Genomic DNA, 13775 nt, shown 5'->3' on the forward strand with positions numbered 1-13775 from the left:
TCCGCTTTGTTGTTAATCTGTACGGCTCCCGAATAGCTTGTGGCTCGTGGCGGCACACTACAGACGCAATCTCTATTTCCATGAAAGGAAGGAGCGTCGAATAATGAGTATTACGATAAGCCGTCCCGTAACCGAGGTGCTGAACAAGCAGGTTGCAAGCTGGTCTGTCCTGTATATAAAGCTGCACCACTTTCACTGGTACGTGAGTGGTCCCAACTTTTTTACGTTGCACGCCAAGTTCGAGGAGCTGTACAACGAGGCTGCGAAGTATGTAGATGAGCTGGCGGAGCGCCTGCTTGCTGTCGGAGGCAAGCCGGTTTCCACAATGAAAGCCTGTATAGAGAAGTCCTCGATTCAGGAAGCGACAGGTGGCGAATCTGCGGAGCAAATGGTGCAGGCCGTTGTGAGCGATTTTACCAAGCTGATCGCTGAGCTGAAGGAAGGAATCGTGGCAGCAGAAGCGGCAGACGATGATGCCACAGGTGACATGTTTGTGGAGATGAGTGAAAGCCTGCAAAAGCATGTATGGATGCTGCAAGCTTTTTTGGGAAAATGATTGAAAAGAGTAAGCCAGCGAGCTGATGCCTGAGAGGGTGTCAGCTCGTTTTTTCTGTGCCTGATTGGAATTCGTTTTGAAATATTTGTAAGAAAAAATGAAGTGATGTATCTAATCAATGAGAAGGGAGGAGAAAAAGCTGGAAGAAAAAGAATTGCTGCCGTCATTATCAATCCTGCATTCGACTGTGGACGCCTCATTTGAAGTCATCATGGAAAAACATTTGTATGAAGTATACCGCCTCTGCTGTTGGTTTATTCAAGACAAGATTGCTGCAGAGGATGTAACTCAGGAGGTTTTTCTGCGTGCGTACAAAAGCTTGCCCGGCTTTCGGGGAGAGAGCAAAATCGAGACCTGGCTTTATCGCATTGCGATCAACGAATCCAAGCGTTATCTGCGATCCTGGTCCATTCGCCATATTTTTTATCAGGCTGAGCCAGGTGTCCACGAATTTATCGAGATTGAAGAAGGTGTCGTAAGAAAAGAAGAGTGGAGGCTTCTGGCAACAGTCATTGCCAAGCTACCGTTTCGTCACCGACAGATCATAATTCTTCATTATTACGAGGAGCTGACGATTGAAGAGATTGCAGAGATTTTGGAGATTTCATCAGGAGCTGTGTATACACGCCTGCATCGTGCTCGTGAAAAGCTGAAAGCATTGCTGAATAAGGGGGGAGAAAAATGGACCTAGAGCAAAAATTGCGCCAGTTGGCCAAACACGAACAGTACGCAGTCCCGCACGACACAGCGCAGATGAGTCGGATGAGGCTAATGATTCATAAGCGGTTACAAAGCAATCGGAAGCCATTCCCTTTTGTAGTAGCGCCAATAATTGTAGTGTTGTTGTTAGTTGTCTTTTTGAGCGGGAGTCTGGAACATTTTCGAGCAGGCGTAGGCACGGGTAAAAATATCGAGGGAGAGAATAATCGGGCCATCGAGTATACACCAGCTCCAGTCATTAGTGACCGTTTAGCCAAAATTATAAGTGTGATGACTTCATATGATGACATTGAGATCAAGAAGACAGGGCCCTCTCAACTGGCAGATGTGTTTTTGCGTGCAGTTGAAGCGCATGAAGTGGGGACGAATAAAGGAAAGCTGCAAGTAGTCATTTTTCCCGAGAATTTTGACGCGGAACAAATCGAGCTAGATGAAGATCTCACGAAATCGGGAAATATTACATACACCTTCACAGGAACGGATCTAAAGGAAGAGCTGCTGCCACTTCGAGCAAAAGGACCGACCTATGTGTACACGAAAAGCAACCTGCTATTTGCTACGAATAACATTTCTTTGGTTGGAAGCATTCGTTACATATTTGACCTCCGTGAGGTTCATTCAGACATACTGACTAGCTTCGGATTAAATTGGGATGAGTACGACATTTATCGGGGAATAGGGAAAAGGGGCAAGGACGGATGGAGTGAGAAGCAGTTGAAAGATATTGCAATCATAGCTTTAAGACCACCTGATGAACTAGAAAAAGGCGACCTGATGCCTGCTATCTTTTTAAAAAAAGGAGAGCCGATTGCAAACATTATTTATAAAAAGGCAAATGGGGTAAATAAGCTCAGACAATACCGCTGGGATCAAGCTACAGAGGCGTGGATACTGGAACAAAAGAAGAGTATTCAAGGTAAGAAGCGAAAGCGCGAATGAGGACGAAAGTGCCGTTCTAACTGCTATGGGATAAGCCTCTTGTTCCCAAGAAAGGTCTGCTGGTGTAAACTAACTTTGTGATGATAGTAAGAAAGCACTTTCATGATGGAAAGGATGTACGTTCCCATGGCATCACCTTACGTGACGTTCAATCGCGAGCAGTGGAGAGCACTGCGGGCTTCCACGCCGTTGACCATATCGGATGAAGAGCTTGCTTGTTTACAAGGGTTGAATGAAAATGTTTCGATGACTGAAGTGGCGGAGATTTACCTTCCTTTGTCGCGTTTGCTCAATCTGTATGTGGGTGGTACGCAGGAGCTGTATCAGGCTACACATACGTTTCTCGGCAATCAGGATGGCAAGGTGCCGTTTATTATCGGGATTGCAGGGAGTGTGGCAGTAGGGAAAAGCACGACAGCCCGGATTTTGCAGATGCTGCTTTCTCGTTGGCCGAATCATCCAAAGGTGGATTTGGTCACAACTGACGGATTCCTCTATCCGAACCGTGTATTGGAGGAGCGGGGAATCATGAAGCGAAAAGGCTTCCCCGAGAGCTATGATTTACGCAGATTCATCACCTTTTTAGCAGATGTAAAATCAGGTCTGCCAGAAGTATCTGCACCCGTCTACTCCCATCTGGTTTATGACATTGTGCCAGACGAATGGCAAACAGTGCGACAGCCTGATATTTTGATTGTTGAGGGCTTAAACGTTCTTCAGCCGCCACGTGGTGATGATAACGAACCGCGCATTTCCGAAGTTATCGTATCGGATTTCTTTGATTTTACGATCTATGTCCACGCGGATGAAACAGATATTTTGCAATGGTATGTAGAACGCTTCAAGCTGCTGAGACAGACCGCGTTCTCCAATCCCTCTTCTTATTTCCGCCGATATGCCAGCTTGTCTGACGAAGAAGCGACAGAGGTTGCGACTGGCATCTGGAATGAGATCAATGGAGCGAATTTGCGCAGCAACATTTTGCCGACAAGAGTTCGCGCCCAGCTGATTTTGGATAAGGGTCAGGATCATATGGTTCAGAGCGTGAAGCTGCGTAAGCTGTAGATACCGGAAACAGAAGTGGAGGATTTTCCATGAAGATGATCAGTGCCTGTTTGATCGGTTGTGAGTGTCGTTATGATCAAAAATCATGTCTGAATGAAGACCTGGAACAGCTCTTGCGAGAGGGAAAGGTGATTCCGGTATGCCCAGAGCAGCTCGGAGGATTGCCAACTCCGCGACCACCTGCTGAAATTATTGGAGGCGATGGCTGTGATGTTCTGGATGGGCGTGCACGCATTGTTGATCAAACAGGTAATGATGTGACGGATGAGTTCCTTGCTGGGGCACAGCAGGCGTTGAAGCTGGCAAAAACAGTCGGAGCAACCACTGCGATCCTGAAGGAAAATAGCCCGTCCTGTGGCAGCTCATTTGTGTACGATGGCAGCTTTTCCGGGAAAAAGGTGTCTGGGGTTGGCTTGACAGCAGCTTTGTTCAAGCGAAACGGGATTGAGGTTCGTTCCGAGGTTAAATAGTCTGGAAAAAAAGGGAAGAGGGCGTAGTGAACCGCATAGGCTCATACGTCCTCTTACAGTTTTGCTATGTAATAGGTGACGGCTTCTGTTGATTGTCTAATTTCCAGCCATGTCTGCCAAATAGATAAGAGATAGTAGCTACATGCGACAAATGCGAGCGCGTGAAGAGCGTTTTCTAGTGAGTGTTTGCGTAAAATCAACCAGCATAACATGATATAGACCAGGATGATAAACGAAAAGACTAGCCTGCTTTCTCTTCCTGCGAGTGAGTGGATTTCCTGCTTCAATCGAGTAAGGGTAATCTGGTTTTCTTCGTCCATTTGTACACGATCAAGCTTTTTTTCTGTAGTAACAAAGCTGTAATACTCCTCTTCGCTTCCAGTGGCCTTCGTTTCTTCTTCCACTTTGTACATAACACCAGATAACATCGCTTTTTCCGAATAGTGATCATCTGTAAAAATGCGATTTTGATTTTCAACGGTTATCCAGATAAAAAAAGAGGTAACAAAAAGGAACACGACTACAGCCAGCTGACTATATATTTTTGGTTCTACCTCCACATAGATAAGACGTTGCATACTACCAAGTCCTTTTTTTTTACATATAATACCATATAAAAAGACCTTGGATGAAGCTGAATTCACTTCGCCCAAGGTCTTTTCATTTTGCTCTAAGGATTGCGCTTATAACTCTTTTAGCAGCCGCTCCAGCTTTCTTTGCTGGTCCTTGCGCTTCTTTTTAGCTAACCGATCTTCTTCACTCAGCGCACGTAAAAGTGAGTAGCACATCAATACCATAATGACGGCAAAGGGGAGCGCGGCAACGATTGAGGCCGTTTGCAAGCCTTCTAATCCACCACTTAAGAGCAGGACAACGGCGATGGTTGACTGGAGGATGCCCCACGTTATTTTCACACGATTGGACGGGTCCAAATTTCCATCGGATGAGAGCATGCCGAGCACAAAAATGGCTGAGTCTGCTGAAGTGATAAAGAACGTGATAATCAACAGGGTAGCCACGACAGCGAGGATGAACCCCATTGGCAATTGTTCAAGCGCGAGAAATAAAGCAGTTGAAATATCACTTTGGACAGCCTTTCCGATGGGAGCCTGATCAAAAATCTCCAGATGAAGAGCTGTCCCGCCAAAGACGGAGAACCAGATGAAGCTGAGTAGACTGGGGACGAGCATCACACAAATGACGAATTCCTTGATGGTTCGACCTTTGGAGACACGCGCGATGAACATGCCGACAAATGGGGCCCAAGCAATCCACCAAGACCAGTAGAACAACGTCCAGTTGGCTACCCAATTGCCTTGTGTAAAAGGAGTAAGCCGCAAGCTCATCGAGATGAGATTGTTCAAATAGCTACCCAGTGTGCTAGTGAATGTGTCAAATAAAAACGAGGTAGGGCCCAAGACTAGGGTAAGGAATAACAGGCCCATCGCAAGAACAAGATTCGTATTGCTGAGAAACTTGATCCCCTTATCAAGCCCAGTCGTCGCAGATATAAGGAAAAGCACAGTGATAATCGCAATAATTACGATTTGCACGAAGGCATTGGAGGGCAGTCCAAACAGATGGGACAAGCCTCCGTTAATCTGAAGTGTTCCTAGACCTAGAGAGGTGGCTACGCCAAAAGCAGTGGCGATGACCGCTAGAATATCGATAGCTTTGCCAATAGGTCCATTCGTTCGCTCTCCCAACAAGGGAGCAAAAGTAGAGGAAATCAAGCCTTTTGCTCCCTTGCGAAATTGAAAGTAAGCAAGGGATAGTGCGATGACTGCATAAATGCCCCAGGGATGGAGACCCCAATGAAAAAAAGCGTAGCGCAGGGCGGTTTGGGCGGCTTCTGTCGTTTGCCCGGTTACTCCTGCCGGTGGAGAGAAGTAGTGGGAGACAGGCTCTGCTACACCCCAAAAGACAAGACCAATCCCCATGCCAGCACTAAACAGCATCGCAAACCAGGTAGGAAGGGAATATTCTGGCTCATCATCGTCCTCCCCTAAAGGGATCTGACCGTATTTGCTAAACGCTAGGAAAATGCAGAAGAGCAAAAAGCCAAAAGTAACGATCAAGTAGAACCAGCCAAAATTTGTCGTAGTCATGTGCAGCACTTGGTTTGCTGCTTTTGCGAAAAGGTCAGGAGAAAAAACGCCAAACAATACAATAATAAGTACAATAACTAATGAAATAAGAAACGTCATTTCATTCCTCCAAGATTTTAGGACGTTCAACGATGATAATAGTTTATAATCCCGCGTGATTTCCAAAATTATTCCATGTGGAGGGCATGAATAATTGAGCTTCTGGCAAGAACGTGCGGCAGCCAAGCAGATACGTGCGATACGAGGAGCCAAGACCAACCGCCTGTTTACGAAAATGTCTCAATAAAGCGTTTGGCCGCTTTGGAGAGATGACGCCCGGATTGCCAGACGACAGCTGCAGAGGAGTAGATCGAGGTTCCTTCCAGCGCGATCCCGCGAATTTGTTCACTTTTGTGTCTTTCCCAGGCGGAGCGCGGAACGATCGAGGAGCCGACGGAGGCTGCTACCATGCTGACAATCAGCGAAATATCGGGACATTCACAAATGACATGCGGCGGTGCACCAAGTCGCGAGAATTCTTTGACGATCAGATCATAAATACCAAGGCCAGGAATACTTGGCATGATGAGGGGAAGCTGGGCGATTTCGCTCATGTGGATACGCTCGTGGGAAGCATAGGGCGAGCTGGCGGGCACAATCAGGACGAACGGCTCCTCCTCCAGCGGAATCATCGTGCAGTTATTCAGCGAGTGGGGCAGTCGGACGATTGCAACCTCGATGGTTCGTCGCTCAAGCCACTGGTTCAGCAGCTGGGTGTCACCTTTCCATACTTTGTACGTAATCAATGGGTATTTTTGTTGAAACAGGCGAATCTGTTCGGGGAGTCGGTAGGCGGACAAAGCACTTACGCCGATGGACAAGGTCCCGCGAATTCCTTCGCCGGTTTCTTTTACTTCTGAGAGAGCTTCCTCCATCTGATGAACGATATTCAGTGCTTGGCGGTACAGGGTATGTCCTGCCTCAGTCAGCTCCATGCGTTTTCCAGAGCGCTCCATGAGAATGACGCCCAATTCGTCCTCCATCTGCTTGAGCTGCTGGCTCAATGGGGGCTGGGCGATGTTCAGGCGTTTGGCGGCACTTGTAATTTGGCCTTCCTCAGCGATTGCAATGAAGTACCGCAGCTGGCGAATATCCACGTAGGCTTCCTTCCTTCCTTCCTTTTACAATCCATATGAAAAACATATGAAAGACAGATTAACTGGATATTTTTCATATCGATGTGGCTATGATAGCATAATTTTCACAGGAATTCATGAACCAAGCATAAGGAAAGAAGGGAATATACGTGCGTACGTGGCTGGATAAGATATTTCACCTGCGCGCTTGCGACACGACGTTTCAACGGGAAATCATTGCTGGCTTTATCGGCTTTGTCACCATTGTCTACATTGTTGCCGTAAACGCTTCGATTTTACAGGATGCCGGTATTCCGATGGAAGCAGGCATTCTTGCTACTGTTTTGACCGCATTCATCGGCTCACTTCTCATGGCCTTTTGGGCGAATGCTCCCATTATTTTAGTCCCCGGTATGGGAATCAATGCGTTGTTTACTTACACGCTATGCCACTCGATGGGCCTGAGCTGGCAAGAGGCCTTGGCTGCTGTTTTTGTTTCAGGTCTGATTTTTACGGTCATCGCCTTTACCCGGGCGGCGACGGTTTTGTCCAATGCGATTCCTTCCTCGCTGAAAGAAGCAATTACTGTGGGGATTGGGTTGTTTTTGACGTTTATCGGCTTGCAAAAGGGTGGTCTGATCGTAACGAATCCTTCGACCATTGTGGCCTTGGGGGATTTATCTAGCCCGCATGTCATCGTGACGCTGGTAACGCTTATTTTGACGCTGATCTTGTTTGTTCGAGGTGTGCCAGGCAACTTTTTGATCGGGATTGCAGCAGGAACCGGGCTTGGGCTTCTGCTAGGGATTGTTGAGCCGGGAGCTGGCAGCTCGTTTTCTTTTGCGGAATACAGTCATGTATTTGCCGGGATGTCTTTTTCCGGGATTTGGACAATGCCGTTTTGGATCGCCACTTTTTCACTTGCCATGGTGATCGTGTTTGAAAACATCGGGTTGATTCATGGGCATACTGCCATGTTTGGTCAGCCGCAAAAGTTTCGTCGCTCCTTGCAAGCAAATGCCCTGTCAGCTGCTATCTCGGGAATTATGGGCACAAGTCCAACCGTTTCCACAGTAGAAACCGCAGCGGGTATTACCGCAGGAGGTCGTACGGGACTGACGACACTTGTAACGGGAACACTGCTTCTCTTATCCCTTGGCCTCATCCCGGTTGTCAAAATGATTCCGGACGGAGCGGTGGCGCCTGTACTGATCATCATCGGAGCTCTCATGCTGCAAAACGTGCAAAACATCAATCTGAAGGACTTCTCGGAAGGGTTCCCAGCCTTTTTGATCATCGCGATCATTCCGTTGTCGTACAGTATCGTGGATGGAATTGCCTTTGGTTTCGTGGCGTATCCGCTGCTGAAGCTGGCGCTCGGAAAAAGACGGGAAGTGCCGGCACTGCTGTATGTGATAGCAGGACTATTTTTACTTAACCTGATGCTGCCAGTCTTAACGTAATTAATTTAACCCAGACCGTATGAGTGGGAGCTTCATGCGGTTCGGGGTATTTTTTTGTCTTAATCTAGGACTCTAGAATGAAGGAATAGGAGGTGAAATGGTGGATAAATGTATGCATGTAGATGGTTTCATAGTTGAACCTGAAAAGTACTCTGATGATTTTCTACGTTTGTGGTCGAGAAAACAGTTGCGGTGTCAGCAATGTGAAGGAGCTGTTTATTATCGTCATGGCTCACGGGTAAAGCCACATTTTGCTCACGTAGCCAAAACTCAATGTGATTATACGGAGCCCGAGACATTAGAGCACATTATGGGGAAAAAGCTGTTAAAAACGTGGATTGAAATGATTTATCCTTCGAATGTGACTAGACAAGAATATTATTTGGAAGAGATTGGGCAACGAGCGGATATTATTACTATTTTTCCGGATGGACATCGACTTTGTATTGAATTTCAATGCTCACCTATATCTGAAAGGATTTTAAGAAAAAGGATAGATGGGTATGAAAGTATAAACGTATCCCAAGTGTGGATTTTGGGATATAGCCTCTTTACAGAAAGAGCTTTGCATCGCTTTAGATTGCTTGCATGGCAAGATATGATTCAACAACGGCAGAATAAGATGCTGTATTTACTTGATTCCTTAGAAAGCGAGTGTATGTTTACACTTACTAGAGTAACAGCTCAAAGGGATAGAAAAACCATATTTACTTGTGAAAAGATAACTCGTCGGGCACTGAAGGAACACAGTATGTCTGATAAGGGAAGCATAACTTTAGTAAATACGTCTTGCACATGCAAGGGGAAGCCGACAAGAAGAGGCTTCGCTTCGCGTGAAATAAAGCGTCCGAAGCAAATAGGAAAATCCCATTACTTACAACAACTCATTTATCGTCGAGGTGAAGAATTTCTTTCTAGTCCGTTAAGACAATTTGCTATTTCAAGGATTGGTGATTATTTATCCCATCCAGTGATGAATCAAAAAATTGAGGGTGATTATCTGTTTGATATTGATCACCGTTTGTGGCAAAGCTTTTTATTTTTAACAGAAATACATAAAGTTTACCAGAGACGGTCTGGTTACGGAACGCATAAGCAGATTCCCAAGCTGATTATTAAGCACATCCTGGAAAATGATGTGCGCTTTCCAGAAAGACCATTCCGGATTGTGTTGAAAAAGTATGTGAAGCATGAATTAGCTCATTATTTGCGTGATAATAGAATGGAATTCCCACAGGTTAAAACGATTCATGAGGTAATATATGAATATTTTTGCAGACTCGAATATCTTGGGTTTCTCAGAAATATCACACCAAAACATGAGTATATTACACCTGAAGGAAAGTATTTTGGTAGATTTGAAGTCCGATTTGATCGATTTTGTCCTGAGCTATTTGGAAAAACGGAGTCCGAGATTAAAGAATTTTTTCGTATTCATCGCCTTTGTTATATAAGGAATAGGTGGTTTGATTGTAAAACGAGCCGAAAGATTCCATTGCTATAGGTAGTTGATAGTAAAGGGAGCAAGGATGGTAGTATACAAGAGGTTTGATTTTATAGGAAAAACGAAACGAGCCAAAGAAGTCACTCTTCAGGCTCGTTTTTTCGCAAAGGTTTATTGTACCTGGGTCATCAGCTGGACAGCTTCCTGCAATTGCTTCTCGATGTCATGTGGCGTATAGCCAAGCCATGTATCCATGTTGATCTCGTAGACATGGTTGTTTTTGACGGCGGTGAGGTTCTTCCAGATGGCACTGGATTTGATCTCGTTGTAACGTCCCGTTGCCTCCTCACCTGGCAAAAGGCTCACGAATACATAGTCTGCTGTGTAATCAGGCAGCACTTCCATCGAAATCGGGGCCGCCCAGAAGTTCGGATCTTTATCGAGTTCTTTTTGGATTGCAGGGGGTGGAGTAAGCCCAAGCGCTTTATAAAAAGTAAAGCCCATGTTTCGTGCACCGTATACGTAAAACTGCTTCGGATCGATACGGTAGATGGCAACTGTTTTGCCCTCGCCAATTTTACCGAGGATCTGTTCTTTGGCAGCTTTTAGTTTGGAATCAAACGCAGTCTGCCAAGCAGCGGCTTCCTGTTGGCGGTTCAAAATTTCGCCCATCACTTTCACGTGACCAAACATATCGTAGTCCATCCACGGGACAGTTACAGTAGGAGCGATTTTGCTCAGTTTATCGTAAATGTCCTGATCAATATCGTCCGCGATGATCAAGTCTGGCTGTAGGGATATTATTTTTTCGTAATTGATGGCATCAGGAGCCCCAACGTCTTCGATACCTTGAAAATCAGGTCCAGCATTTTCAAGCAAGTGACTTGCTGCACCGATTGGCTTCAGACCAACCATCAGCATTTGACTGGCGTATTGCAGAGTCACAACTTTTTCTGGCTTGACAGGAATTTCAGTTTCTCCCAAGGCATGCTTGTATGTATGAGTAGCTACGGTGTTGCCAGTTGGGGTCGATCCCGATGGTGACCCAGAGGCTCCACATGCGGCAAGCGAGAACGAAAAGAGCAATATGCTAAAAAAAACTAGCAAAGAATGTCTCAAGATGATTCCTCCAGTATGTAAATAAGATAGCTTAATATAATGATAAAGATTATCATTTTCACTCAAACTCGTCAACGCTTTTTGGCGTCATAGAGAAAAGGCCATCTCTTGATACGAGAGATGACCTAAATAGTGGGTATGGTTTTCTTTTTAAGGTTTAATAGGGAGGGGGACTTGCCAGTTTACATTCGGATCAAACGTCACGATGCTCGTAAATCTCAACGTAATGGAATTCATCTCTTTTGTTAGTCCTTGTACAGGAATTTTCAGCTTCAGTCGCCGTTTTCTCGTCTCAGGATCAATCTCATCCCATTCGCCTCGTAAGTCCTCGTTCGGGGTAGATAAGATACGTCCGGACTCGTCGAGAATATCAAAATTTGCTCCTATAAGTGTGGTCTCTTCTTCTAGCTCTAGGATGCTGCTGTTTTCACCGTAGTGGATACCTGTAATCGTTGCACGAAAGCCCTTGTATGTAAATGTCTCATGCTCTTTTTCCAGGTCCTTCAGGTTTATTTTCCAATCCAGGTTCGTGCTTTCATACTGGGCGATTCCTTTCAACACAAAGGTTAGCTTCTTCTTGCTGTTTATGGGGGGATAGGACTGTGAAACAATCGACAAGCTTCCTCTGGACGACTGACTAAGTCCCGGATCATCATGGTCTTCGATCAATATCCCATTTCCCTTTTCTTTAGGGGGGAGAGTAGTGCTCAAAACCACTTTTCCTGACTCATCCACCACATCGTAATGCAACCAGCGTTGGTTAAACCATTTTTTGGCATAGTCATGAAAAAATTCAGGATGATTCGCTTCCAGCTCTCGCCTTTTTTCGGCTGTCCACACTGATTGAAGCGCGAGCGTAGTTACCGTCGGCGAAAAGGTAATGTCATTCAATTGAATAGTTAACCCGGACGGCGTTGTATATGCTGCGTCGATGGGCAAACGTTTGGTAGTAGCCATGCTTTTTTCGAGATTGACTGGTACTTTCAGCGACCAGGTGCCCTCAACCCCATTTACTTTTTTCACCGTAATGTTGACGAAAAGCTGCTTGGCAGACGCATGATCTTTTAGATCAAATACAATATCCGCCAAATCGTCGTGTGTCAGCACCCTACGAATGCTCTGTTTTGCAATTCTTCCAGAGGGTAGCTTGAATGCCATTGTTTGTGAAATGATTTTCCCGTCGTCTGTGGTTATATAGAAGTTGTTTCCGTCCTTCGTGTAATAAAATGGTTCCAGAAGTGGCTCCAAATAGACCCGTTCAAAGATCGTACCAGGGTCCAGCGCTGTTCCATCTTCTGCTTCCAGGCTGTAGGTTAAAATCAAGCGCTTGGAATCAGCCATCACTTCCTTGACTGTAAACGTGATCCCCTGTTCGGTTACGGATGCATGCTGAAGCTGGGAAAAGCCTTGTTGAGCGGCTGTCTGCAAGCCTTTGTCCAGCTCTGGGCGGGTGAAGAACGACTTGACCCAATCGGCAAACGCAGGCGAGACGGTAGTTCCCGTGATAAAGCCGATGATGAGTATGGCGGCAGTGGCATATACCAGCACTTTTTTACTGATGGTTGCTCGCTTTTGGAAAGTAGGCGTTTCGCTTCGGTCAGGTAGGCTGTCGAGCATTTGGAGGAATCCTGCATGGAACCCCTCTGGTATACTCTCGTTTCTGTTTGCGGCTTCTTCCTTCAGCCATTGATCCATTTTTTGATCTACACGATCCTTCATCGTTGATGCAGCCCCCTTTGCTCATCCGCCGGCGCGTACCATTTTGCAAGCAACGCTCTTGCTTTTACCAGTCGAGATTTGAGTGTTCCTTCGGCTGTTTGCAAAATCTCAGCCATCTCTTTGACTGTGAAGCCTTCGAAATAGTGGAGGTGAATGAGCATACGCAGCTCTTCGTCCAACGACTTCAATGCTTGCTGCAATTCCACATGGGCTTCAAACTGATTCGTCGTTTCGGCAGTCTCCGGTAACGAAAGCAGAACAACCTTGTTTTTCTCGCGAGCCATACGGTAGCAGGCATTCATCAAAATCCGAATAAGCCAGGTTTTGAAAAAGCGAGGCTCACGCAGCGTGTGGATGGAATGAAAGGCATTCATGACAGCTTCCTGTACGGCATCGAGACACTCATTGTCTGTTTTTAAAATGGAGCGTGATACTCTGTATAGTGGCTGTTCCATGCTCTTGATCAGACGCACAAACGCCTCTTTTTCTCCTGCGATGGCACGCTCGATATCTTGCGCGAAATTTGCTTCCACCTTTCATGACCACCTTTTTTGCTTTCTATATCATTAGAGTAGGATAAATGAGATTTGGTTGAAGGAAGTCTGAAGATGTTTTACAAATTTTTCTATAACTATCAATTATGCTACAGTGGAAAGAGGAAAACGGATAGGGGAAGAGGGAGTATATGATTCACGAGATGACGATTCAAGTACGCGTTGCGGATTTTACAAAAAGAAAACAAACGAACACCCCTCGCGCTCGTTGGCTTGCAAGGGGTGTTCGCATTTTTATGTCTTGTTGAAATTAGCGTTTAACCAGAACAAATGCTTGTTTTACTTCATTCAAAGACAGGGCAACGGATTTGAACTTTTTACCGAGGTCTGTTGCAGGGTCAAACACGCTGTCTTGCGGGAGCGAAGCTACATATACCGTATTTGTCGCTGTATTTTGAGCAATTTCATAGCCGATTGGTGGTTCAGCCGGGTTGTTAATGACATGATAGGAACAAAAGAGTAACAGGCGAGCTTTATGCTATAGTTACAATTACGTTCATTGC

13 protein-coding genes are annotated in these 13775 nt (G+C 45.8%); 7 read left to right on the forward strand and 6 right to left on the reverse strand.

Features of this window, described 5'->3' with window-relative positions:
* Window positions 1-103 precede the first annotated feature (103 nt).
* The 5 genes from SB752_RS05830 (at window position 104) to SB752_RS05850 (ending at window position 3750) form a co-directional block, all read left to right on the forward strand.
* The gene (locus tag SB752_RS05830) at window positions 104-556 is read left to right on the forward strand and encodes a Dps family protein (RefSeq protein ID WP_410714754.1); all 453 of its coding nucleotides are present in this window, start codon (window positions 104-106) and stop codon (window positions 554-556) included.
* 118 nt (window positions 557-674) lie between these two features.
* Window positions 675-1247, forward strand: a complete 573-nt coding sequence (locus tag SB752_RS05835) for a sigma-70 family RNA polymerase sigma factor (protein WP_410714755.1) — start codon at window positions 675-677, stop codon at window positions 1245-1247.
* Window positions 1238-2215: a hypothetical protein gene (locus tag SB752_RS05840; protein WP_410714756.1), complete on the forward strand. Its 978-nt coding sequence runs from the start codon at window positions 1238-1240 to the stop codon at window positions 2213-2215. The genes SB752_RS05835 and SB752_RS05840 overlap by 10 nt, the downstream gene beginning before the upstream one ends.
* A 126-nt stretch (window positions 2216-2341) precedes the next feature.
* On the forward strand, window positions 2342-3280 hold the full coding sequence (gene coaA / locus SB752_RS05845; RefSeq protein WP_410714757.1) for a type I pantothenate kinase: 939 nt from the start codon (window positions 2342-2344) through the stop codon (window positions 3278-3280).
* A 29-nt stretch (window positions 3281-3309) separates the two neighbouring features.
* Window positions 3310-3750 (forward strand): 2-thiouracil desulfurase family protein, encoded by a 441-nt coding sequence (locus tag SB752_RS05850; protein WP_410714758.1) that lies wholly within the window; start codon window positions 3310-3312, stop codon window positions 3748-3750.
* Between the two features lie 53 nt (window positions 3751-3803).
* On the opposite strand, the gene SB752_RS05855 is transcribed toward SB752_RS05850, so the two are convergent.
* The 3 genes from SB752_RS05855 to SB752_RS05865 all read right to left on the reverse strand — a co-directional run bounded on the left by SB752_RS05855 (window position 3804) and on the right by SB752_RS05865 (window position 6994).
* A complete protein-coding gene (locus SB752_RS05855) occupies window positions 3804-4328 on the reverse strand; it encodes a hypothetical protein (RefSeq protein WP_410714759.1) in 525 nt (174 codons plus the stop codon).
* Between the two features lie 105 nt (window positions 4329-4433).
* On the reverse strand, window positions 4434-5957 hold the full coding sequence (locus SB752_RS05860; protein ID WP_410714760.1) for a glycine betaine uptake BCCT transporter: 1524 nt from the start codon (window positions 5955-5957) through the stop codon (window positions 4434-4436).
* A gap of 167 nt (window positions 5958-6124) precedes the next feature.
* Window positions 6125-6994, reverse strand: a complete 870-nt coding sequence (locus tag SB752_RS05865) for a LysR family transcriptional regulator (protein ID WP_410714761.1) — start codon at window positions 6992-6994, stop codon at window positions 6125-6127.
* A 149-nt stretch (window positions 6995-7143) separates the two neighbouring features.
* Between SB752_RS05865 and SB752_RS05870 the strand changes: the two genes are divergently transcribed.
* Both SB752_RS05870 and SB752_RS05875 read left to right on the forward strand, forming a co-directional pair.
* Entirely contained in the window at window positions 7144-8436 is a 1293-nt protein-coding gene (locus SB752_RS05870) for an NCS2 family permease (RefSeq protein ID WP_410714762.1), read from the forward strand.
* 112 nt (window positions 8437-8548) lie between these two features.
* Window positions 8549-9940 (forward strand): competence protein CoiA, encoded by a 1392-nt coding sequence (locus SB752_RS05875; protein ID WP_410714763.1) that lies wholly within the window; start codon window positions 8549-8551, stop codon window positions 9938-9940.
* 111 nt (window positions 9941-10051) lie between these two features.
* Here SB752_RS05875 and SB752_RS05880 read toward each other — a convergent pair whose 3' ends face one another.
* The 3 genes from SB752_RS05880 to SB752_RS05890 form a co-directional block, all read right to left on the reverse strand.
* Window positions 10052-10999 carry an ABC transporter substrate-binding protein gene (locus SB752_RS05880; protein WP_410714764.1) on the reverse strand — a complete coding sequence of 316 codons (948 nt, stop codon included), beginning with the start codon at window positions 10997-10999 and terminating at the stop codon, window positions 10052-10054.
* 150 nt (window positions 11000-11149) lie between these two features.
* Window positions 11150-12718 carry a DUF4179 domain-containing protein gene (locus SB752_RS05885; RefSeq protein ID WP_410714765.1) on the reverse strand — a complete coding sequence of 523 codons (1569 nt, stop codon included), beginning with the start codon at window positions 12716-12718 and terminating at the stop codon, window positions 11150-11152.
* Window positions 12715-13251, reverse strand: coding sequence for a sigma-70 family RNA polymerase sigma factor (locus tag SB752_RS05890; RefSeq protein WP_410714766.1), 537 nt, complete (start codon window positions 13249-13251; stop codon window positions 12715-12717). Before SB752_RS05890 ends, SB752_RS05885 begins: the two co-directional genes overlap by 4 nt.
* Window positions 13252-13775: the final 524 nt, after the last annotated feature.

The sequence above is a fragment of the Brevibacillus sp. SIMBA_040 genome (assembly GCF_046535075.1).
In the GTDB taxonomy this organism is placed as follows: domain Bacteria; phylum Bacillota; class Bacilli; order Brevibacillales; family Brevibacillaceae; genus Brevibacillus.

Excerpts from the sequence above, each read along its gene's own strand:
- SB752_RS05830 (WP_410714754.1), top strand. The coding sequence starts at position 104 with ATGAGTATTACGATAAGCCGTCCCGTAACCGAGGTGCTGAACAAGCAG.
- SB752_RS05835 (WP_410714755.1), top strand. The coding sequence starts at position 675 with ATGAGAAGGGAGGAGAAAAAGCTGGAAGAAAAAGAATTGCTGCCGTCA.
- SB752_RS05840 (WP_410714756.1), top strand. The coding sequence starts at position 1,238 with ATGGACCTAGAGCAAAAATTGCGCCAGTTGGCCAAACACGAACAGTAC.
- coaA (WP_410714757.1), top strand. The coding sequence starts at position 2,342 with ATGGCATCACCTTACGTGACGTTCAATCGCGAGCAGTGGAGAGCACTG.
- SB752_RS05850 (WP_410714758.1), top strand. The coding sequence starts at position 3,310 with ATGAAGATGATCAGTGCCTGTTTGATCGGTTGTGAGTGTCGTTATGAT.
- SB752_RS05855 (WP_410714759.1), bottom strand. The coding sequence starts at position 4,328 with ATGCAACGTCTTATCTATGTGGAGGTAGAACCAAAAATATATAGTCAG.
- SB752_RS05860 (WP_410714760.1), bottom strand. The coding sequence starts at position 5,957 with ATGACGTTTCTTATTTCATTAGTTATTGTACTTATTATTGTATTGTTT.
- SB752_RS05875 (WP_410714763.1), top strand. The coding sequence starts at position 8,549 with ATGCATGTAGATGGTTTCATAGTTGAACCTGAAAAGTACTCTGATGAT.
- SB752_RS05885 (WP_410714765.1), bottom strand. The coding sequence starts at position 12,718 with ATGAAGGATCGTGTAGATCAAAAAATGGATCAATGGCTGAAGGAAGAA.